Genomic DNA, 19,465 nt, shown 5'->3' with positions numbered 1-19,465 from the left:
GCGACCAACCCGGGTGTGGACGTCCTCACCCCTGTCCTGTCCGAGCACTGGGGGACCGAGAACTCCTGGAAGCTCTCCAGGTACGAGACCACCGGTGGCTACCGCGCCCTGCGCCGGGCCCTGGACATGCAGCCCGCCGACGTCATCTCGCTGGTGAAGGAGGCCAACCTGCGCGGCCGTGGTGGCGCAGGCTTCCCCACCGGCATGAAGTGGTCCTTCGTGCCGCAGGACAACCCGAACCCGAAGTACCTCGTGGTCAACGCCGACGAGTCGGAGCCGGGCACCTGCAAGGACATGCCGCTCATGATGGCCTCCCCCCACACGCTGGTGGAGGGCGTCATCATCTCGGCGTTCGCGATCAACGCACACACCGCGTTCATCTACTGCCGCGGCGAGGTGCTGCACATCATCCGCCGCCTCCAGCAGGCGGTGCGCGAGGCCTACGCCGCCGGCTACCTCGGCAAGAACATCCTCGGCACCGGCTACGACCTGGACATCATCGTCCACGCCGGCGCCGGCGCCTACATCTGCGGTGAGGAGACGGCACTGCTCGACTCCCTCGAGGGTCGACGCGGCCAGCCACGGCTGCGCCCGCCGTTCCCCGCCGTCGCGGGCCTGTACGCGTCGCCGACGGTGGTGAACAACGTCGAGTCGATCGCGTCGGTCCCGTCGATCATCGCCAACGGCGCGGCCTGGTTCCAGGCCATGGGCACCGAGAAGTCCAAGGGCTTCACGCTCTACTCGCTCTCGGGCCACGTCAAGCACCCCGGCCAGTTCGAGGCCCCGCTGGGCATCACCCTGCGTGAGCTGATCGAGCTCGGTGGGGGAGTGCGCGAGGGCCACGAGCTCAAGTTCTTCACCCCGGGTGGTTCCTCCACCCCGATCCTGACGGCCGAGAGCCTGGACATCCCCCTCGACTACGAGGGCATGGCCGGTGCCGGCTCGATGCTGGGCACCAAGGCGCTGCAGGTCTTCGACGAGACCACGTCGGTGGTGCGGACCACGCTGCGCTGGGTCGAGTTCTACAAGCACGAGTCCTGCGGCAAGTGCACCCCCTGCCGCGAGGGCACCTGGTGGCTGGTCCAGCTGCTGATGCGCTTCGAGGCGGGCACCGCCGAGGAGGGCGACATCGAGAAGATGCTCGATGCCTGTGACAACATCGGCGGCCGCTCGTTCTGCGCGCTCGCCGACGGTGCGGTGGCCGCCACCACGAGCGCGGTCAAGCACTTCCGGCACGAGTTCGAGCAGGGCTACCACACGCCCGCCTGGGAACTGTTCCCGTACGAGAAGAGCGCAGTGTTCGCAACGGATGGAGCCGCAAGATGAGCGTCGACGCCAAGATCGCCACGAGTGAGGTGGAGCCGGCCCCCAAGCTGGTCACCCTCACGATCGACGGCACCGAGGTCAGCGTCCCCGAGGGCACCCTGATCATCCGTGCCGCAGAGATGGTCGGAACCAACATCCCGCGCTTCTGCGACCACCCCCTGCTCGATCCCATCGGAGCCTGCCGCCAGTGCATGGTGGAGATCCCCGACGCGGGCAACGGACGCGGGTTCCCGAAGCCGCAGGCCTCCTGCACCATGCCGGTGGCCCAGGGCATGAAGGTCAACACCCAGGTCTCCTCGCCGGTGGCGGAGAAGGCCCAGCGCGGAATGCTGGAATTCCTCCTCATCAACCACCCGTTGGACTGCCCGATCTGCGACAAGGGCGGCGAGTGCCCCCTGCAGAACCAGTCGCTGAGCCACGGAGCGGGGGAGAGCCGCTTCGGCATGGCCAAGCGCACCTTCCCCAAGCCCATCAACATCTCCGCCCAGATCCTCCTGGACCGCGAGCGCTGCGTCCTGTGCGCGCGCTGCACCCGGTTCTCCGACGAGATCTCCGGTGACCCGTTCATCGCCCTCGTCGAGCGCGGTGCGCTGCAGCAGGTCGGCTTCTACGAGGACGACCCCTACGACTCGTACTTCTCCGGCAACGTCGTGCAGATCTGCCCCGTCGGCGCCCTGACTTCGGCCGCCTACCGGTTCCAGTCCCGGCCGTTCGACCTCGTCTCCACCACGACGACGTGCGAGCACTGTGCCGCTGGCTGCGAGCTGCGCACCGACCACCGCCACCACCAGGTCAAGCGCCGCCTCGCGGGCGAGGACCCGGAGGTCAACGAGGAGTGGAGCTGTGACAAGGGCCGCTTCGGCTTCATGTACGGCCGCGGCGAGGACCGCATCACCCGCCCGCTCGTGCGGCGCGACGGCGTCCTCCAGCCGGCGAGCTGGCCGGAGGCGATCGATGCCGCCGTCGACGGCCTGCGGGCCGCCGGTAGCGCCGTCGGTGTCCAGACCGGTGGCCGACTGACCGTCGAGAACGCCTACGCCTACTCGCGCTTCGCCCGCGCGGTGCTCGGCACCAACAACATCGACTTCCGCTCCCGCCCGCACTCCGCGGAGGAGGCCGAGTTCATCGCCGCCCGGGTCGCCGGGCGCAGCCTGGCCGAGTCGGTCACGAACCTCGACCTCGAGAAGGCCGACCACGTCGTGCTCGTGGCCTTCGAGCCCGAGGACGAGTCGCCGCTGGTGTTCCTGCGCCTGCGCAAGGCAAACCGGAAGAACGGCCTGAAGGTCACCACCCTGGCCCCCTTCTCCAGCCGCGGCAGCGACAAGTTGAACGCCGAGCTGCTCCAGGTGGCCCCCGGTGGTGAGGCGGCAGCCCTCGACTCGCTTGAGCTCGACTCCGGCGCGGTCATCCTCGTGGGTGAGCGCGCAGGCGTCCTGCCCGGGCTCCTGACCGCGGTCGCGGCCAAGGCCGACGCCAGCGGTGCCCGCCTCGCCTGGATCCCGCGCCGTGCCGGTGACATGGGAGCCATCGAGGCCGGCTGCCTGCCGAACCTGCTCCCGGCCGGTCGCCCGCTGGACGACGCCGCGGCCCGGGTGGACGTCTCCTCCGCCTGGGGCGGCACCCCGATCTCCGCCGAGCCCGGCCTGTCCGCCGTCGAGCAGTTCGCCGCCGCCGCATCGGGTGACCTCAAGGCGCTGATCCTCGCGGGCGTGGACCCGGCCGACCTGGCCGACCCCGCCGCCGCGCTGGCAGGCCTGGAGGGCGCGGACTTCGTCGTCAGCATCGAGCAGCGCCAGAGCGCAGTCACCGAACGTGCCAACGTGGTCTTCCCCGCCGCGCTGGTGGAGGAGCAGGCCGGTCACTTCATCAACTGGGAGCACCGCGAGCGCCCCGTCGCACTCGTGAACCGCGCCAACCGCACCCCGATGACGGATCTGCGGATCATCGCAGCCCTGGGCGACGCCCTCGGCTCCGAGCTCGGCTTCCGCACCCCGGCGGACGCGTTCGCCGACCTCACCGAACTGGGCACCTGGGAGGGGGCCCGTCCCAGCGGCCCCAAGGTCGCCGACGGCGGGGTCCCCGAGGGCCACGTCGTCTCCTCGTGGCGCGAACTGCTGGACGCCTCCAGCGGCAACGACTACGAACTGGCACTGCGCGCCACGGCCCGACCCGCCGTCGTGCGGGTCTCCCCGGCCACCGCCGCCCAGCTCGGACTCGGCGACGTCGCGTCCGTGTCCGTGGGCGACGCGAAGGTCGAGCTCGCGGTCATGGTCACCAACAGCATGGCCGACAACGTCGTCTGGGTCCCCGCCAACCCCGGTGTGGGCAGCGGCGACAGGCTCCCCGCCGTGGTGGGCAGTCCCGTCACCGTCCAGGCAGTCAACGCTGAAGAAGGAGTTCAGGCATGAACGTGTTCTTCCAGGACCCATGGTGGCTCATCCTCATCAAGGTGGTCGCCCTCTTCGTGATCCTGCTCGTCTGGACTATCTTCAACGTCTGGTACGAGCGCCGCCTCGTGGCGAAGATGCAGCACCGTCTCGGTCCCATCATGAACGGCCCCTTCGGCCTGGGACAGGCACTGGCCGACGGCACGAAGCTCATCTTCAAGGAGGACTTCCGCCCGCAGGGCACTGACCGGTTGGTGTTCAACCTCGGTCCGCTGCTCACCGGTGTGGCTGCCTTCACCACTTGGACCGTCATCCCGTTCGGCGGCCAGGTGGAGATCTTCGGGCACACCACGCGCCTCCAGGTCACCGACCTGCCCGTGGCCGTGCTGTTCATCATCGCGATCGCGTCGGTGGGCATCTACGGCATCGTGCTGGCCGGCTGGGCGTCGAACAACACCTACTCGTTCCTGGGCGCGATCCGCTCCTCGGCACAGATGATCTCCTACGAGATCGCCATGGGCCTCTCGATCGTCGGCGTGTTCCTGCTGTCCGGCTCGATGTCCACCCACGCCATCGTGGAGGCTCAGTCGAACCCGATCATCTTCCGCGTGCCGTTCACCGAGATGCAGTTCGACGTCGGCATCACCGGTTGGTACGCCATCCTCCTGCTGCCGTCGTTCATCATCTACGGCATCTCGATGGTCGGCGAGACCAACCGGGCACCGTTCGACCTGCCCGAGTGCGAGTCCGAGCTGGTCTCCGGCTACATGACCGAGTACTCCGGCTTCCGCTACGCCATGTACTTCCTCGCGGAGTACATCAACATGGCCACCGTGTCCGCCGTGGCCGTCACGCTGTTCCTCGGTGGCTACCTGCCACCGTGGCCGCTGAACCTGATCCCGGGGATCGACAACCCGTGGTTCGGGCCGATCTTCTTCATCATCAAGGTCCAGCTCGTGTTCTCGATCTTCGTGTGGCTGCGCGGCACCCTGCCCCGCTTCCGCTACGACCACTTCATGGACCTCGGCTGGAAGGTGCTGATCCCGGTCTCGATCCTCTGGATCGTCATGATCGCGCTCGCACCGCAGTACACCATCGGGCTGGCCGTGGCCCTGCTCGCGATCCTGATCGCGTTCAGCGGGCGCACCGACGCCGCCGAGAAGGAAGAAATCGACACCGACGAGCCGTTCGACGCGTTCGCCGGCGGCTATCCCGTGCCCCCGCGGCCGGGCCAGGTGCTGCCCGAACTCGCAGGCGTCGTCACGGTTCCCGCCGGTTCCGGCGAGGAAAAGCAAGGGGAGGAGAACTGATGGGCATCTTCGATCCGTGGGCCGGATTCGGTGTCACGTTCAACACCATGTTCCGGAAGACCTTCACGCAGGGCTACCCGCAGAAGGGCAAGGAGAAGGTCACGATGCCCCGCTTCCACGGGCGTCACCAGCTGAACCGCTGGCCCGACGGCCTGGAGAAGTGCGTGGGCTGCGAGCTGTGCGCCTGGGCGTGCCCCGCCGACGCCATCTACGTCGAGGGTGCGGACAACACCGACGACCAGCGGTTCTCGCCCGGCGAGCGCTACGGCCACGTGTACCAGATCAACTACCTGCGCTGCATCTTCTGCGGGTACTGCATCGAGGCCTGCCCGACGCGTGCACTGACCATGACCAACGAGTTCAAGCTCGCCGACGACAACCGTCGCGACCTGATCTACACCAAGGACGAGCTGCTCGCGCCGCTCATCTCGGGCATGGAGCAGCCGCCGCACCCGCGTCGCCTCGGTGACGACGAGCAGGCATACTTCCTCGGGCTGCCCGAGACCGGACAGCCCGACACCCGCACACCTGCCCAGGGAGCCGCCAAATGACCTCCTTCATCCCACTGGTGAGTGCCGGTGAGGTTGCCTTCTGGGTCTGCGGCCCGATCGCGATCCTGCTGGCGGTGGGCATGGTCCTGATGCGCAAGCCCGTGCACAGCGCCATCTGCATCGCAGGCGTGATGCTCGCGCTGGCCGTCATGTACGCCGCGCAGGACGCACCGTTCCTCTTCGTCATCCAGATCATCGTCTACACGGGCGCGATCCTGATGCTGTTCCTGTTCGTGGTCATGCTCGTCGGCGTCGACACCTCAGATTCCGTGGTCGAGACACTCAAGGGCCACCGCGTCGCCTCGTTCCTGGCCGTCATCGGCCTGGCCGTGCTGCTCGTGATGGCCGTCGGCCAGGTCTTCGAGGGCGAGCCTGCAGGCCTCGCGGCCGCCAACGAGGAGTTCGGCGGCAACCTCGAGGGACTGGCGGCCCTCCTGTTCTCGCGCTACGTGTTCGCCTTCGAGGCCACCGCCGCCCTGCTGATCACCGCAGCGGTCGGCGCGATGGTCCTCGCCCACGGCGAGCGCCTAAAGGCGAAGAAGTCCCAGGTCGTCCAGGCCCAGGAGCGCATGGAGGCCTACGCGGCCGAGGGCAAGCACCCCGGCGTGCTTCCGAACTCCGGCGTCTACGCCCGTTTCAACGCCATCCACGCGCCGGCGCTCCTGCCCGACGGCAGCGTCGCCGAGGCCTCGGTCTCGGAGACGCTCACCGCTCGAGGCGCGATCGTGGCAGTCGACCAACTGCGCACCCCCGCCGACAGGGCCTTCAAGGCCATCGAACGGGTCCACTCCGACGCTGAGGGAGAAAGCGAATGAGCAGCGAACCGTACCTGGTGGTCTCGGCGATTCTCTTCGCCATCGGAGTCCTCGGGTTCCTCGTGCGCCGCAACGCGATCATCGCGTTCATGAGCGTGGAGCTGATGCTGAACTCCGTCAACCTGTCACTGGTGACGTTCGCCCGGCAGCACGGGAACCTCGACGGCCAGGTGGGCACCTTCTTCGTGATGGTGGTCGCCGCGGCGGAGGTCGTGGTCGGACTGGCGATCATCGTCGCCGTCTACCGTGCCCGCCGATCGGCCTCCGTCGACGACGCCAACCTGCTGAAGTTCTAAGGGGCCTGAAGAGTGCAACTCCTGGAAATCGTCAACGCCGTCCCGGCCAGTGGGCTGTTCAGCCTCGCCTGGCTGCTGATCGCGATCCCGCTGGCCAGCGCGGCCCTGCTGCTCGTGCTCGGGCGCTACTCGGACAAGTGGGGCCACATCCTGGCCACCGCCGCACCGCTCGCCTCGTTCACGATCGGGCTGGTGCTGTTCGGTCAGATGCTGTCCGCTGACGAGGGCTCCCGCGCCGCGTCCGTGCCGCTGTTCGAGTGGTTGTCCACGGGAAACTGGACCATCGAGGTCGGTCTGCTGGTCGACCAGCTCTCGATCCTGTTCGTGCTGCTGATCACCGGCGTCGGATCCCTGATCCACATCTACTCGATCGGCTACATGGCCCACGACGACCGTCGCCGCCGGTTCTTCGCGTACCTGAACCTGTTCATCGCGGCCATGCTGCTGCTGGTGCTCGCCGACAACTACCTGGTGCTGTTCGTCGGCTGGGAGGGCGTCGGCCTGGCGTCCTACCTCCTGATCAGCTTCTGGCAGCACCGCCCCTCCGCAGCCGCCGCCGGACAGAAGGCCTTCGTGGTCAACCGGGTCGGCGACCTCGGCATGGCGATGGCCATCTTCACGATGCTGGCCTGGTTCGGCTCGAGCTCGTTCAGTGACGTGAACGCCGGCGCCGCGGAACTGACCCCGTTCTGGGCCACCCTGCTCGGTCTCCTGTTGCTGCTCGGCGCCTGCGGCAAGTCCGCACAGGTGCCGCTCCAGTCGTGGCTGCTGGACGCCATGGAGGGCCCGACCCCGGTCTCCGCACTGATCCATGCCGCGACGATGGTCACCGCCGGCGTCTACCTCGTGGTCCGCTCCAACGCGATCTACGCGCAGAGCGAGATCGCACTGACGGCCGTCGCGATCGTCGGCACGGTCACGCTGCTCGCCGGCGCCTGGATCGGTTCCAGCAAGGACGACATCAAGAAGGTCCTGGCCGGATCCACCATGTCGCAGATCGGCTACATGATGCTGGCCGCGGGTCTCGGCCCGGTGGGTGCCGCATTCGCGATCTTCCACCTCATCACCCACGGCTTCTTCAAGGCCAACATGTTCCTCGGCGCCGGGTCCGTGATGCACGGCATGGACGACGACGTGGACATGCGCCACTACGGGGGCCTGTCCAAGGCGATGCGCGTCACGTTCATCACCTTCGCCGCCGGCTACCTCGCCATCATCGGGTTCCCGTTCACCGCCGGCTTCTACTCCAAGGACCACATCATCGAGGCCGCCTTCGACCAGAACACCGTCCTCGGCGTGCTGGCACTCATCGGCGCCGGTGTCACCGCGTACTACATGACGCGCCTGATGGTGATGACCTTCTTCGGCAAGAAGCGCTGGGCCGACGACGTGCACCCGCACGAGTCCCCGCTGGTGATGACCGTCCCGCTGATCATCCTGGCGATCGCCTCCCTGGGAGCGGGCCTCGCGATGAACGGCTGGATCCAGGGCTGGCTCGCGCCGCCCACCGGCCACGAGGTCCACGACACGCCGCTGGTGCACTTCACCACCATCGGCCTGCTGACCCTCGCCGTCGTGATCGTCGGCGTCCTCGTCGGCTGGTTCCTGCACCGGGGCGAGATCCCCCGCAACGAGCCCACCACGAAGAACCCACTGGTGCTCGCCGGCCGGGCGGACCTCTACGGCGACGCACTCAACGAGCACGCCATCATCCGGCCCACGCGCGGCCTCTCGAAGGGCGTCGCGGCCATCGACCGCGGTGTCGTCGACGGGCTCACGATGGGCTCGGCCTCCCTCGCAGGCGGCCTGTCGGCCTGGCTGCGGACGGCCCAGAACGGTTACGTTCGCACCTATGGCCTGACCCTGGTCATCGGAATCGTGGCCCTCGCGGCCATCGTGTTCTTCGGACAGCTGGTCTGAGGAGGAAGGCACAATGATCAACTCGATTCCCCTGCTGACCATTCTGGCGCTCCTGCCGCTGGTGGGCGCCCTGGTACTGCTGCTGCTCAAGGGCAACACGGGCAAGCTCGTCGGTCTGGGCTTCGCCCTGACCACCACCATCCTCGGCGTGGTCGCCTTCGTCCTGTCCCTCGGCGGTCCGCTCGTCGAGAACGTCCCCTGGATCCGCGCCATCGGCGCCAACTACGCGCTGGAGCTCGACGGCCTCAGCGGTGTGCTGGTGCTGCTGACCGTGATCCTCGTCCCCGTGGTCATGATCGCGGAGTGGAACGTCGACGAGACGCCCGCTGCCCGGTGGACCGGCCGCACCTACTTCTCGCTGGCCCTGATGATGCAGACCTTCGCGCTGTACGTGTTCATGGCCGGCGACCTACTGCTGTTCTACATCGTCTTCGAGGCGACCCTGATCCCGATGTACTTCCTCATCGGTGGCTGGGGCGGCGCGAAGCGCAGCGCTGCAGCGATGAAGTTCCTGCTCGTGTCCCTGGCCGGTGGCCTGGTGATGCTCGTTGGCGTGGCCGGCGTCTACGCCGTCGGTGCCCAGCAGGGCCAGGTCAGCTTCCTGCTGTCCGACCTGCAGCAGATCGACTTCGGCGGCGCCGTGGGCAACTGGCTGTTCGTCGCCTTCTTCTTCGCGTTCGCACTGAAGGCGCCGCTGGTCGGCCTCCACACCTGGCTGCCCGACGCGGCGGAGCAGGCGCGTGCCGGAACCTCCACCCTGCTCGTGGGCGTCCTCGACAAGATCGGTGCCTTCGGGATGATCAAGGTCTGCCTGATGGTGTTCCCGGAGGCGAGCCGCTGGGCCACCCCGGTGATCCTGGTCTGGGCCATCGTGTCCATGATCTACGGCGCCCTGATGGCCTTCGGGACCAAGGACCTGCTGCGGTTCGTGTCCTACACCTCCATCAGCCACTTCGGCTTCATGGTCTTCGGCATCTTCGCCATGACCACCCAGTCCCTGACGGGCTCCATCTTCTACATGCTCGCCCACGGCTTCTCCAGCGCGGCGCTGTTCCTGGTGATCGGGTTCCTCGTCCACCGGCGCGGCACAGCGGAGATCTCCGCCTTCGGCGGCGTCCAGAAGGTGGCCCCCGTGCTCGCCGGATTCCTGCTGATTGCCGGGCTGGCGACGCTGTCCCTGCCGGGCCTGGCGAACTTCGTCAGTGAGTTCCTGGTGATGGCGGGAGCCTGGCAGCGCTACCCGATCCACACCGCCGTCATCACGATCGGCATGGTGTTGGCCGCGGTCTACGTGCTCAGCATGTACCGCAGGACCATGACCGGGCCCGTCACGAGCCAGACCGCGGAACACATCACCGAGGACCTGACCACGCGCGAGCGCGCTGCCGTCGTCCCGCTCCTGGTGCTGCTGCTGGTGTTCGGGTTCTACCCGTCGCCGATCCTCGACGTCGTCGACGATGCGGCCACCGGTGTGATGTCCGTCGTCGGGGTCCAGGACCCCGCCCCGCAGATTGAGGAAGGCAACTGATGAGCACGATCCTTGAGATCACTGCGCCGACACTGGAATGGCTTCAGCTGTCCCCGCTACTGGTGCTCCTGGGTGCGGGCGCCGTGGGCGTCCTCGTCGAGGCCTTCGTCCCTCGCACGGCGCGCTACGCCGTCCAGGTGTTCATCGCGGGTCTCGCCGTCGTCGCGGCGCTCGGGCTGACCATCAACAACTGGGTCGCCGGCGAGACCGGCATCGCGGCGATGGGATCGGTCGTCACTGACGGACCCACGTACGTGTTCTGGACCATGCTGCTGGTGTTCGGACTGGGTGGCGTCGCACTGTTCGCCGAGCGCGGCGTCGGAGGAGGCCAGTCCGCGTTCGCAGCGTCGGCCGCGACGGTCCCCGGGTCGCCGCTCGAGCGCGAGGCCGAGCGCCTCAAGCGCGAGCACACGGAGGTCTTCCCGCTGCTGGTGTTCGCGCTGTTCGGGATGCTGCTGTTCGTCGCCTCGAACGACCTGCTGATCCTGTTCGTGGCGCTGGAGATCCTCTCGTTGCCGCTGTACCTGCTCTCCGGCATGGCCCGCCGCCGTCGCCTGCTGAGCCAGGAGGCCGCGCTGAAGTACTTCCTGCTGGGTGCGTTCGCCTCGGGCTTCTTCCTGTTCGGTGCCGCCCTGCTCTACGGCTACTCCGGCAGTTTCGAGCTGGGCGCGATCGCGGACGCCATCACCGAGGGCACCAGCAGCAACCTGCTGCTGTTGGCCGGCATGGTGCTGCTGGCGGTCGGGCTCCTGTTCAAGATCGGCGCGGTGCCGTTCCACGCCTGGACCCCCGACGTCTACGTCGGCGCCCCCACGCCCGTCACCGGGTTCATGGCCATCGCGACGAAGACGGCCGCCGTCGGTGCGCTGCTGCGCATCTTCTACGTCGCCCTGGGCGCGGCGCGCTGGGACTGGCAGCCGCTCCTGACCGGCGTCGCCATCGCCACGATGCTCGTCGGCTCCGTCGTCGCCCTGGTGCAGACCGACGTAAAGCGACTGCTGGCCTACTCCTCGATCGCGCACGCGGGCTTCATCCTCGTGGGCGCGGTCGGAGTGGTGGCCGCCGCCGAGGACGTCTCCCTCAACAGCGTCGGCTCCATCGCTTTCTACCTGCTGGCCTACGGCTTCGCCACGCTCGGCGCGTTCGCCATCGTCACGATGGTGCGTCGCTCCGGCGGGGAGGCCAACCACCTGAACGCCTGGCGCGGTCTCGGCAGGTCGCACCCCGTCGTCGCCACCGTGATGACGCTGTTCCTGCTCAGCTTCGCCGGCATCCCGCCGACCGCCGGCTTCGTCGGCAAGCTCGCGGTGTTCGCGGCGGCCTGGGCCGGTGGCTACGGCTGGCTGGTCTTCCTCGCGGTGGTGTTCAGCCTCGTGGCTGCGTTCCTCTACCTCAAGATCGTCGTCGCCATGTGGTTCCAGGACCCGGTGGAGGGTGAGACCGCAGAGGTCGCCACGCCGTCACTGTGGACCTGGTGCGTGCTCGTGGTGGCCGCGTTGGCTACGATCGTCCTCGGCATCCTGCCCGGTGGGCTGCTCGAACTGTTCAACGGCGCCGCCGAGTTCATCCGCTGACCCGTCGGGTCGGCCAACGAGGAGGAAAGTTGTCACAGGTGGTCCACCCGGACGAGCTGACTCGGCTGTCCGAGCGTTTCGAGGAGCGCCTGCTCGAGGTGGCCATGGCCGACTCGGACTTCGTCTCCGAGGCGGCCACGCACATCATCGCCGCCGGCGGCAAGCGCTTCCGGCCGACCCTGGTGTTCGTCTGCTCGCGGTTCGGCGGGGACGTGGACGAGGAGGAGCTGATCAAGGCCGCCCTCGTGATGGAGCTGACCCACGTGGCCAGCCTCTACCACGACGACGTCATGGACGACGCCACGGTGCGCCGCGGAACCCCGTCGGCCAACGTGATGTGGGGCAACCACGTCGCCATCCTGGTGGGGGACTGGCTGTTCACCCGCGCGTCCACGACGGTGAACGAACTCGGGCGTGACTTCGTCGACCTGCAGGCCGCCACGTTCACCCGACTGGTGCAGGGGCAGATCGCCGAGACGGTCGGCCCCCGCGAGGGCGACGACCCGCTCGAGCACCACCTGCGGGTGATCGCGGACAAGACCGGGTCCCTGATCGCGGCCTCCGCCCGCTTCGGCGGGATGGTTGCCAGCGCCCCTGGGGAGGTGCTGGACGCCCTGAGCGCGTTCGGCGAGGAGTTGGGAGCCGTCTTCCAGCTCAGCGACGACCTCATCGACATCACCTCCACCACGACCGGCAAGACCCCGGGGATCGACCTGCGCGAGGGTGTCCCCACGCTGCCGACGCTGATGCTCGCGGCCTCCGACGATCCGGCCGACGAGGCGCTGAAGGCGAGGATCGCGGGAGACCTGACCTCGGACGAGGCCCTCGCCGACACCCTCGCGGAGCTCCGCGCCCACCCCGTGATGGAGCGGGCGCGGGCCGAGGTGCGCCGCCGGGCGGAGTCCGCCAGACGGCACCTGGACATCCTCCCCGAGGGCGAGGCCAAGGACCTGCTGCTGCAGTACTGCGACGACCTCGTCGACAGGACTGCGTGACCCGTCGGTGACCGAGCGGGCCGCCCCCGTCACCCGAAGGTGACAGGGGTGGTGAGCACGCGGCCCTCGCCGACGACGCGGCGCTCTCCAGTCAGCACCACCGCGAGCCCGTCGAGCCTGTCCTCCGAGGAGTGGCCGGCCGACAGCAGGACCTCACCGGGCTCGACGATGCGTTGCAGGTCGGTGCCCGTGAAGGACGTGCGGTCGGCGTGCACCTCGAAGGTGAGCCGCCGCGACTCGCCGGCCGCCATGTCCACCTTCGCGTAGCCGATCAGCTGCTTGAGGGGTCGCACGACCTCCGCCCACGGGTCCTCCAGGTAGAGCTGGACCGTCTCGGAGCCGTCCCGATCGCCGGTGTTGGTGACCGTCACCGAGTAGTTAACGACGCCGTCGACGGGGATCTCCAGGGCGGAGACGGCGGCATCGTTCAGCCGGAAGCTCGTGTAGGAGATGCCGTGGCCGAAGGGGAACACCGGGCGCGGGTCGAGGTTGGAGATGCCGTCGGAGAACCACCCGAGCGAGGGCGCCAGGTAGGTGCCGGGCTGGGCGCCGTGGCCCGAGGGGATCCCGATGGGGAGCCGGCCCGACGGGTTCAGCTCACCGGTCAGGACCCGGGCGAGCACGTCGCTGCCCTCGACTCCCGGCATGAAGGCCTGGACGATGGCGGCGCAGCGGCCGGCGTACTCTCCGAGCGCATAGGGCCGGCCCGTGACCAGTACGAGGACCACCCGGGTCCCGGTGGCCAGCACTGCCTCCACGAGTTCGCCCTGCCGGCCGGGCAGGCGCAGGTCCGCCACGTCGCAGCCCTCGCCGGAGGTGCCGATGCCGAACATGCCTGCGATGTCGCCCACCGTGACGATCGTCACGTCTGCCGATGCCGCCAGCTCGACGGCTTCGGCGAGCTGCTCGTCGGTCCCGTCGGTGAAGCCACAGCCAGCCGCGAACGAGACGTCGCCGCCCAGCGCCGCAGGGAGCACGTCGTCGAGCCGGTCGATCTCGAGTCCGGTCTCCTTGCCGCCGTCGCGGGACAGGACGTGGTTCGGGAACGCGTAGCAGCCCATGTAGGAGCGCACGTCGGTCCAGACGGGCCCGACGACCGCGACCCGGCCCGGCGAGGCGAGCGGGAGGATGCCGTCGTTGGCCAGCAGGATCACCGACTCCTCGGCGACCCGGCGGGCGACGTCGCGGTTGTGCTGCGAGTCGAGGTCGCGCTCGGAGTCCGTGCCCTGCAGCGGCTCCCAACCCTCGTCGAGCAGGCCCAGTTCGGCCTTCTGCGTCAGTACGCGCAGCACGGCGGTGTCCACCGTGGCCTCGTCGAGGAGGCCCTGCTCGATGGCGGAGCGGAGGTGACCGTAGGGGCCGGTCGCGGGCAGTTCGACGTCGAGGCCGGCGCGCAGCGCCAGCGCCGCCGCGTGGGCGGGGCTCTGCGCGATGCGGTGGGTCTTGGTGAGGAACTCGATGGACCAGTAGTCGCTCACCACGGGACCCTCGAAGCCCCAGCGCTCGCGGAGCACCTCGGTGAGGAGCCAGCGCGACGACGTGGCGGGAACCCCGTCGATGTCGCAGTAGGAGTTCATCACGGACTTGGCCCCGCCCTCGCGGACCGCCATCTCGAACGGCGGCAGGATGATGTCCTCGAGTTCGCGGCGGCCCATCGAGATGGGGGCGTGGTTGCGGCCGGCGCGGGAGGCGGCGTAGCCGGCGAAGTGCTTGAGGGTGGCGTGCACGCCGGCGGCCTGCAGGCCCTGCACGTACGCGGTGCCGACGGTGCCGACGAGGTAGGGATCCTCACCGGTGGTCTCCTCGACGCGGCCCCAGCGGTAGTCGCGCACCACGTCGAACAGCGGGGACAGGCCCTGGTGGACTCCGACGGCGGCGAGGTCTTCGCCGATGGCCCGCGCCATCTCCCGGATCAGCTCGGGCCGCCAGGTGGCTCCCCAGGCGATCGCGGCAGGGTAGACCGTGGCGCCGAGCGTGGTGAAGCCGGTGAGGCACTCCTCGTGGGCCAGGGCCGGCACTGAGAAGCGGGAGGCCGCGGTCACGTCGGCCTGCCGCGACGCGAGCCGCGCGAGGCCCTCGGGGACGCTGACCGGGTCGGTGCCGAAGGTGCGGGTGAGGTGCCCCATGCCGTTGACGACTGCCTGCTGCCAGGTCTTCTGGTGGGACTTGAAGGCGTGCTCCATCGGAGCGACGTCATGGGTCTCCACCTCGTCGTCAACAGGCTTGTCGGAGGCGCGGTGCCAGTGGGAGCCCAGTTGGGCCGCCTTCTCCTCGAGGGTCATCTCGGCGAGCAGGGCGGCGGCGCGCTCGGCGGGAGCGAGGCCGGGGTCTTGCCAGGGGAGCATGGTGGTGTCCTTGTGCATGGGGGGATCAGCCCTTCACCGCGCCCTGCAGGCCACCGACGATGCGGCGCTGCATGGCGAGGAAGAAAATGAGTGCGGGAATCATGGAGAGGGTCGTGAACGCGAACACGCCGGCGGTGTCGGACGAGTGCTCGGAGGAGTAGTCGGCGACGCCCAGGGGGAGCGTGCGCATGTCTCCCTGCAGCAGCAGCAGCGGCAGCAGGTAGGCGTTCCAGGAACCGACGAACGCGAGCACGCCGACGGTGACCAGCCCCGGCCCGGAGAGGGGGAGCATGATGCGGGTGAACACTCGCAGCCGACTGGCGCCGTCGATGAAGGCAGCCTCCTCAAGCTCCGGTGGGATGGCCTGGAGGAAGGGTCGCAGGATGACGATTGTCATCGGCAGCGCGAAGGCGGCCTGGGGGAGCGCGATGCCCCACCAGTTGTTGCTCAGGCCGAGGTCCTTGCTGATGATGATGAACAGGGGGATGGCGGCGACGGTGGCCGGGAACAGCAGTCCGGTCACGAAGATCATGTACAGCTTCTCGCGGTGGCGGAAGTTGTAGCGCGCCAAGGGGTAGGCGGCCATCAGGCCGAACAGCATCACCATCACGGTGGTGAGCAGGGCGATGACCGTCGAGTTCATCGCGTAGACCCAGAAGCTGGGGTTGGCCACAACCCCGATGTAGTTGGTCCAGACCCACGGGTCCGGCATGCCGGCGGGGTTCTCGGCCAGCTGCGCGTTGGTGCGGAACCCGCCGAGGACGGCGTAGAGGACCGGCCCGAGGGTGAACGCCACGAGCACGAGGGCGATGAAGTAGGTGACGGGGCCCGCGCTGCCGTCGCGGTGGCGGCGGCGGGTCGGGGAGTCCTGGGTGGCCGGGGCGGCCAGGGTAGTGGCGGTCATCGGCCGGCCTTCTTCCGGGGCTGGACGTCCTGCTGGTTGTCGCGGCCGAGGACGAACCTCTGGTAGACCAGCGCCAGGACGAGGGCGATTACGAACAGGACGACCGATGCGGCACCGGCGATGCCGTAGTTGGAGCGCCGGGTGCCCTCGTTGATCAGGAACGTCGCCATGGTGGTGGTGGCGTTCGCGGGACCGCCCTTGGTGAGGATCCAAACCATGTCGAACAGTTGCAGCGAGCCGACCATGGACAGGAACGCCCAGGTCCGCAGCGTGGGGCCGAGCAGCGGGATGGTGATGTGCCACTGGATCCGCCACCACGAGGCGCCGTCGATCTGGGCTGCCTCGTCCACGTCGGCCGGGATCGACTGCAGGCCGGCCAGGAACAGGATGATGGCGAGGCCGACGTACTTCCAGGTCAGCACCACCATGACGGTCCACAGGGCGATCTCGGGTGTCCCGAGGAAGCCCTGGGGGGGTGGGGTGATCCCGATGGCGCTCAGCACGTTCTCGATGAAGCCGTAGCGCGGGGTGAGAAGCTGGAACCACACCACGCCGGCGATCACCTCGGCCAGGACGTAGGGCACGAACACGAGGGTCCGCACCAGGCCCTGGAACTTCATCTTCCGGTTCAGCAGCAGCGCGATCGCGATGCCGATGGGCAGTTGGATGGCGATCGACGCGACCACGATGAACATGTTGTGCCCGAGGGCACCCAGGAACACGTCGTCGGTGAGCACCGAGATGTAGTTTCGCAGTCCGACGAAGTCGACCAGCGGTCCGAAGCCCTTCCAGCGGAAGACGGACAGCTCCACCGCCCGCAGCATGGGCCACACGACGAACATCGCGAACAGGATGAGCGCAGGGGCCGTGAACAGCAGCACCTCGAGGGCCATGCCCCAGTTGCGGCGCCGTTTGCGGGGACCCTGCCCGGGCGGGCGCTCCGAGATGGAGCGCCCGCCGGTGGAGGTTGTTGCGAGGGTGGAGGCTGACATTTGTGCTTACTTCTCCGCGTCAGCTGCCTGTTGGATGGCGTCGACGATGCCCTGCGGGCTCGACTGGCCGGCGAAGACCAGCGCGATCTCGTCGTTCATCGCGCCACCGACGGAGGTTCCGAAGGCCGTGTCCAGGTAGAGCTGGACGCGTTCTGCGGAGTCACGCACCTCGAGGAGTGCGGCGAGCGCCTCGTCCTGGACGAACTCGGTGGCGTTCGGGTTGGTGGGCAGACCCATGTCCAACTCCGCGAAGCCCTGCTGGATCTCGTCGGAGAGCAGGTACTCGACGAAGTCGACGGCCTGCTGCGGTGCGGTCTCGGGGACGCCCCAGGCGTCGCCGCCGCCGAGCGGGAAGCTCGGGTCACCCTCGCCGCCGTCGACCGCGGGGAACGGGAACCAGCCGGTGGCGTCGCCGAGGCCGGTGCCGTCCTCGGTCAGGCCCTGCATGACGCCGGGCTCCCAGTGGCCGGCGAGTTCCATCGCGACCTTGCCGGTGGCGAGGAGTCCCGAAGCGCTCGTGGGGCCGGACTGGGCCTCGGTGGTGAGGAAGCCCGCGTTGAACGGCTCGGCCGCGACCAGCTCCTGCAGGCTCTCGCCCGCACGGATGAAGCACGGGTCGGAGAAGTCGAGGGTGGTGGTGGCGGTGTCGATGACCTCGGCACTGCACTGGCGCAGCGCGAAGTAGTACCAGTAGTGCGCTGCGGGCCACTTGCTGCCGGCGCCGACCGAGATGGGCTCGATGCCGGCTGCCTTCAGCTTGTCGACCGCGTCGTACAGGTCTGCCATGGTCTCGGGAGTGCCCTCGATGCCGGCCTGCTCGAAGAGCTCGGTGTTGTACCAGAACCCGACGACGCCGATCGAGAAGGGCAGGGCGTAGGTGCGCCCGTCGACCTGCCAGCCCGCCGCGCTGCCGCCGACGGTCTCGATGGTCTCCGGCACGAGGTCCGTGAGGTCCTTGACGAGGCCGACCTCGACCTTGTCGACGAGCTCGCCGCCGCCGCGCTCCATGTAGACCTCGGGGACGTCACCGGACTGCCAGGCAGCCTCGAGCTTGGTGAGCATGTCCTCGTGCTGCATGGCGCTGACCTCGATGGTCACGCCGGGGTTGGCGGCCTCGAAGTCCGCAGCCACCTTGTCGTAGTAGTCCTTGCCGTCGCCGGTGTTCGAGTTGTGCCACCAGCGCAGGGTCACGTCCTCACCCTGTGCGGTCGTGGTGTCACCCCCGCCGGTGGTCGCGCCGTCGCCGGGGCCGTCGGTGGCCCCGCCGCAGGCGGTGAGCAGCATTGATGCGGCTGCAGCGATCCCAAGGATCCGTCGCTTCTTCATTGAAACCTCCAGGTTTGCCTTCGCGAAAGCTTTCGCGAAACGTGCTAGGTAGGATTAGTTTAACCGTAGTTCTAATTCTGTCAACTGAGCGACAACTAGTGTTACACAGGCGTTGCCAATGCCCGAAACGTTTCGTATGCTGAGTGCGTGAGCGAACTGACTGGAGAGCGTGTACGGCTTGATGACGTGGCGCGGCGAGCGGGTGTTTCGCGTGCCACTGCCTCCAAGGCGGTCAACGGCCGCGTTGACGTCTCGACAGCCACCCGCGCACGCGTGCTGGCGGCGGCCGAGGCGCTGGGATACGTCCCTGCCGGAGGCGAGCAGCGCAACTCCTACCCGCTGATCGCGCTGGTGGCCGACAACCTCACCAGCACGTACACCCTGGACATCCTGCGTGGCGCCGCCACCGCGGCCATGGCCCACGGTGTGGCCCTCGTCTCCTTGTACACCCCGCCCGACAGCGTCCAGCGGGACCCGGTTCCACTGGGGGACCACTGGTTCGAGATGGTCAAGGCCCAGGACTACGTCGGAGTCATCGTCGTCACCTCCAGGCTGTCCTCCCGGCAGTTGGCGAAGGTCCGAGAGCTCGGGATCTCGCTGGTCTCCATCGACCCCGCCAACGCCATGCCGCCGGACTTCACCAGCATCGGGGCCACGAACTGGAACGGCGGCGTCGAGGCCACCCAGCACCTGATCGAACAGGGGCACAGGCGCATCGGCTTCGTCCGCGGGACGCCTGGTTCCGTGCCCGCGACGGAGCGGCTGCAGGGCTACCTGTCCGCTCTCAGCATGAACGAACTGCCGCACGACCCGCGGCTGGTGGCTGGCGACGAGTTCTCCCACGAGGCCGGGCTGCGCGCCGGCCTCGAGCTGCTCTCGCTCCCCGAGGACGTCCGCCCCACCGGCATCTTCGCGGCCTGTGACGACGCCGCGCTGGGCGTTTTCCAGGCGGCACGACAGCTCGGGATGTCGGTCCCGCACGACGTCAGCGTCGTCGGATTCGACGACACCCTGATCGCGGGACTCTCGGCCCCGGGCCTCACCACCGTCCGGCAGCCCCTGGAGGACATGGGCACCGCGGCGGTCCGTTCGCTCATGGACCGCCGCGCCGGCCGGCCCGCCACCACCGGCCCCATGCGGCTGGCCACCCACCTCGTGGTGCGGGGCTCGACAGCTCCCCTGGACTAGGGGTGCGT

Annotated in this window: 15 protein-coding genes; 11 read left to right on the top strand and 4 right to left on the bottom strand. The window is 68.6% G+C overall.

Annotated elements, in window-relative coordinates; all coding sequences use genetic code 11:
- Positions 1–15 precede the first annotated feature (15 nt).
- The 10 genes from nuoF (at position 16) to FOJ82_RS03585 (ending at position 12,702) form a co-directional block, all read left to right on the top strand.
- Positions 16–1,326 carry an NADH-quinone oxidoreductase subunit NuoF gene (gene nuoF / locus FOJ82_RS03630; RefSeq protein ID WP_143937400.1) on the top strand — a complete coding sequence of 437 codons (1,311 nt, stop codon included), beginning with the start codon at positions 16–18 and terminating at the stop codon, positions 1,324–1,326.
- Complete coding sequence (locus FOJ82_RS03625; protein ID WP_143937058.1) at positions 1,323–3,734, top strand: NADH-quinone oxidoreductase subunit G; 2,412 nt, start codon at positions 1,323–1,325, stop codon at positions 3,732–3,734. The genes nuoF and FOJ82_RS03625 overlap by 4 nt, the downstream gene beginning before the upstream one ends.
- Positions 3,731–5,023 (top strand): NADH-quinone oxidoreductase subunit NuoH, encoded by a 1,293-nt coding sequence (gene nuoH / locus FOJ82_RS03620; protein ID WP_143937057.1) that lies wholly within the window; start codon positions 3,731–3,733, stop codon positions 5,021–5,023. Before FOJ82_RS03625 ends, nuoH begins: the two co-directional genes overlap by 4 nt.
- On the top strand, positions 5,023–5,574 hold the full coding sequence (gene nuoI / locus FOJ82_RS03615) for an NADH-quinone oxidoreductase subunit NuoI (RefSeq protein WP_143937056.1): 552 nt from the start codon (positions 5,023–5,025) through the stop codon (positions 5,572–5,574). Before nuoH ends, nuoI begins: the two co-directional genes overlap by 1 nt.
- Positions 5,571–6,389, top strand: coding sequence for an NADH-quinone oxidoreductase subunit J (locus FOJ82_RS03610; RefSeq protein ID WP_143937055.1), 819 nt, complete (start codon positions 5,571–5,573; stop codon positions 6,387–6,389). The genes nuoI and FOJ82_RS03610 overlap by 4 nt, the downstream gene beginning before the upstream one ends.
- Positions 6,386–6,685: an NADH-quinone oxidoreductase subunit NuoK gene (nuoK, locus tag FOJ82_RS03605; RefSeq protein WP_143937054.1), complete on the top strand. Its 300-nt coding sequence runs from the start codon at positions 6,386–6,388 to the stop codon at positions 6,683–6,685. Before FOJ82_RS03610 ends, nuoK begins: the two co-directional genes overlap by 4 nt.
- Positions 6,686–6,697: 12 nt before the next feature.
- A complete protein-coding gene (gene nuoL, locus FOJ82_RS03600; RefSeq protein WP_143937053.1) occupies positions 6,698–8,605 on the top strand; it encodes an NADH-quinone oxidoreductase subunit L in 1,908 nt (635 codons plus the stop codon).
- Between the two features lie 13 nt (positions 8,606–8,618).
- Positions 8,619–10,133 (top strand): NADH-quinone oxidoreductase subunit M, encoded by a 1,515-nt coding sequence (locus FOJ82_RS03595; RefSeq protein WP_143937052.1) that lies wholly within the window; start codon positions 8,619–8,621, stop codon positions 10,131–10,133.
- Entirely contained in the window at positions 10,133–11,707 is a 1,575-nt protein-coding gene (gene nuoN, locus FOJ82_RS03590) for an NADH-quinone oxidoreductase subunit NuoN (RefSeq protein ID WP_143937051.1), read from the top strand. Before FOJ82_RS03595 ends, nuoN begins: the two co-directional genes overlap by 1 nt.
- 104 nt (positions 11,708–11,811) lie before the next feature.
- Positions 11,812–12,702 carry a polyprenyl synthetase family protein gene (locus tag FOJ82_RS03585; protein ID WP_143937399.1) on the top strand — a complete coding sequence of 297 codons (891 nt, stop codon included), beginning with the start codon at positions 11,812–11,814 and terminating at the stop codon, positions 12,700–12,702.
- Positions 12,703–12,731: 29 nt separating this feature from the next.
- On the opposite strand, the gene FOJ82_RS03580 is transcribed toward FOJ82_RS03585, so the two are convergent.
- The 4 genes from FOJ82_RS03580 to FOJ82_RS03565 are packed head-to-tail and all read right to left on the bottom strand — an operon-like array spanning position 12,732 to position 18,269.
- Entirely contained in the window at positions 12,732–15,047 is a 2,316-nt protein-coding gene (locus FOJ82_RS03580) for a glycoside hydrolase family 3 N-terminal domain-containing protein (RefSeq protein ID WP_143937050.1), read from the bottom strand.
- A 25-nt stretch (positions 15,048–15,072) separates the two neighbouring features.
- A complete protein-coding gene (locus FOJ82_RS03575) occupies positions 15,073–15,951 on the bottom strand; it encodes a carbohydrate ABC transporter permease (RefSeq protein WP_143937049.1) in 879 nt (292 codons plus the stop codon).
- Positions 15,948–16,943 carry a carbohydrate ABC transporter permease gene (locus tag FOJ82_RS03570; protein ID WP_143937048.1) on the bottom strand — a complete coding sequence of 332 codons (996 nt, stop codon included), beginning with the start codon at positions 16,941–16,943 and terminating at the stop codon, positions 15,948–15,950. The genes FOJ82_RS03575 and FOJ82_RS03570 overlap by 4 nt, the downstream gene beginning before the upstream one ends.
- A 6-nt stretch (positions 16,944–16,949) precedes the next feature.
- Entirely contained in the window at positions 16,950–18,269 is a 1,320-nt protein-coding gene (locus tag FOJ82_RS03565; protein WP_143937047.1) for an ABC transporter substrate-binding protein, read from the bottom strand.
- Between the two features lie 147 nt (positions 18,270–18,416).
- Here FOJ82_RS03565 and FOJ82_RS03560 point away from each other — a divergent pair, with 147 nt between their 5' ends.
- Positions 18,417–19,457 carry a LacI family DNA-binding transcriptional regulator gene (locus FOJ82_RS03560; protein WP_143937046.1) on the top strand — a complete coding sequence of 347 codons (1,041 nt, stop codon included), beginning with the start codon at positions 18,417–18,419 and terminating at the stop codon, positions 19,455–19,457.
- Positions 19,458–19,465: the final 8 nt, after the last annotated feature.

This window comes from Tessaracoccus rhinocerotis (genome assembly GCF_007197885.1).
GTDB lineage: Bacteria > Actinomycetota > Actinomycetes > Propionibacteriales > Propionibacteriaceae > Arachnia > Arachnia rhinocerotis.
Note: the sequence above shows the minus strand (reverse complement) of the source record. Positions and strands in the feature narration are given on the sequence as shown.

What these genes read in the sequence shown, in the direction of transcription:
- FOJ82_RS03595 (WP_143937052.1), top strand. Translation starts at nt 8,619, where the DNA reads ATGATCAACTCGATTCCCCTGCTGACCATTCTGGCGCTCCTGCCGCTG.
- nuoH (WP_143937057.1), top strand. Translation starts at nt 3,731, where the DNA reads ATGAACGTGTTCTTCCAGGACCCATGGTGGCTCATCCTCATCAAGGTG.
- nuoN (WP_143937051.1), top strand. Translation starts at nt 10,133, where the DNA reads ATGAGCACGATCCTTGAGATCACTGCGCCGACACTGGAATGGCTTCAG.
- FOJ82_RS03625 (WP_143937058.1), top strand. Translation starts at nt 1,323, where the DNA reads ATGAGCGTCGACGCCAAGATCGCCACGAGTGAGGTGGAGCCGGCCCCC.
- FOJ82_RS03575 (WP_143937049.1), bottom strand. Translation starts at nt 15,951, where the DNA reads ATGACCGCCACTACCCTGGCCGCCCCGGCCACCCAGGACTCCCCGACC.
- FOJ82_RS03570 (WP_143937048.1), bottom strand. Translation starts at nt 16,943, where the DNA reads ATGTCAGCCTCCACCCTCGCAACAACCTCCACCGGCGGGCGCTCCATC.
- nuoI (WP_143937056.1), top strand. Translation starts at nt 5,023, where the DNA reads ATGGGCATCTTCGATCCGTGGGCCGGATTCGGTGTCACGTTCAACACC.
- FOJ82_RS03585 (WP_143937399.1), top strand. Translation starts at nt 11,812, where the DNA reads ATGGCCGACTCGGACTTCGTCTCCGAGGCGGCCACGCACATCATCGCC.
- FOJ82_RS03565 (WP_143937047.1), bottom strand. Translation starts at nt 18,269, where the DNA reads ATGAAGAAGCGACGGATCCTTGGGATCGCTGCAGCCGCATCAATGCTG.
- nuoK (WP_143937054.1), top strand. Translation starts at nt 6,386, where the DNA reads ATGAGCAGCGAACCGTACCTGGTGGTCTCGGCGATTCTCTTCGCCATC.
- FOJ82_RS03610 (WP_143937055.1), top strand. Translation starts at nt 5,571, where the DNA reads ATGACCTCCTTCATCCCACTGGTGAGTGCCGGTGAGGTTGCCTTCTGG.
- FOJ82_RS03580 (WP_143937050.1), bottom strand. Translation starts at nt 15,047, where the DNA reads ATGCTCCCCTGGCAAGACCCCGGCCTCGCTCCCGCCGAGCGCGCCGCC.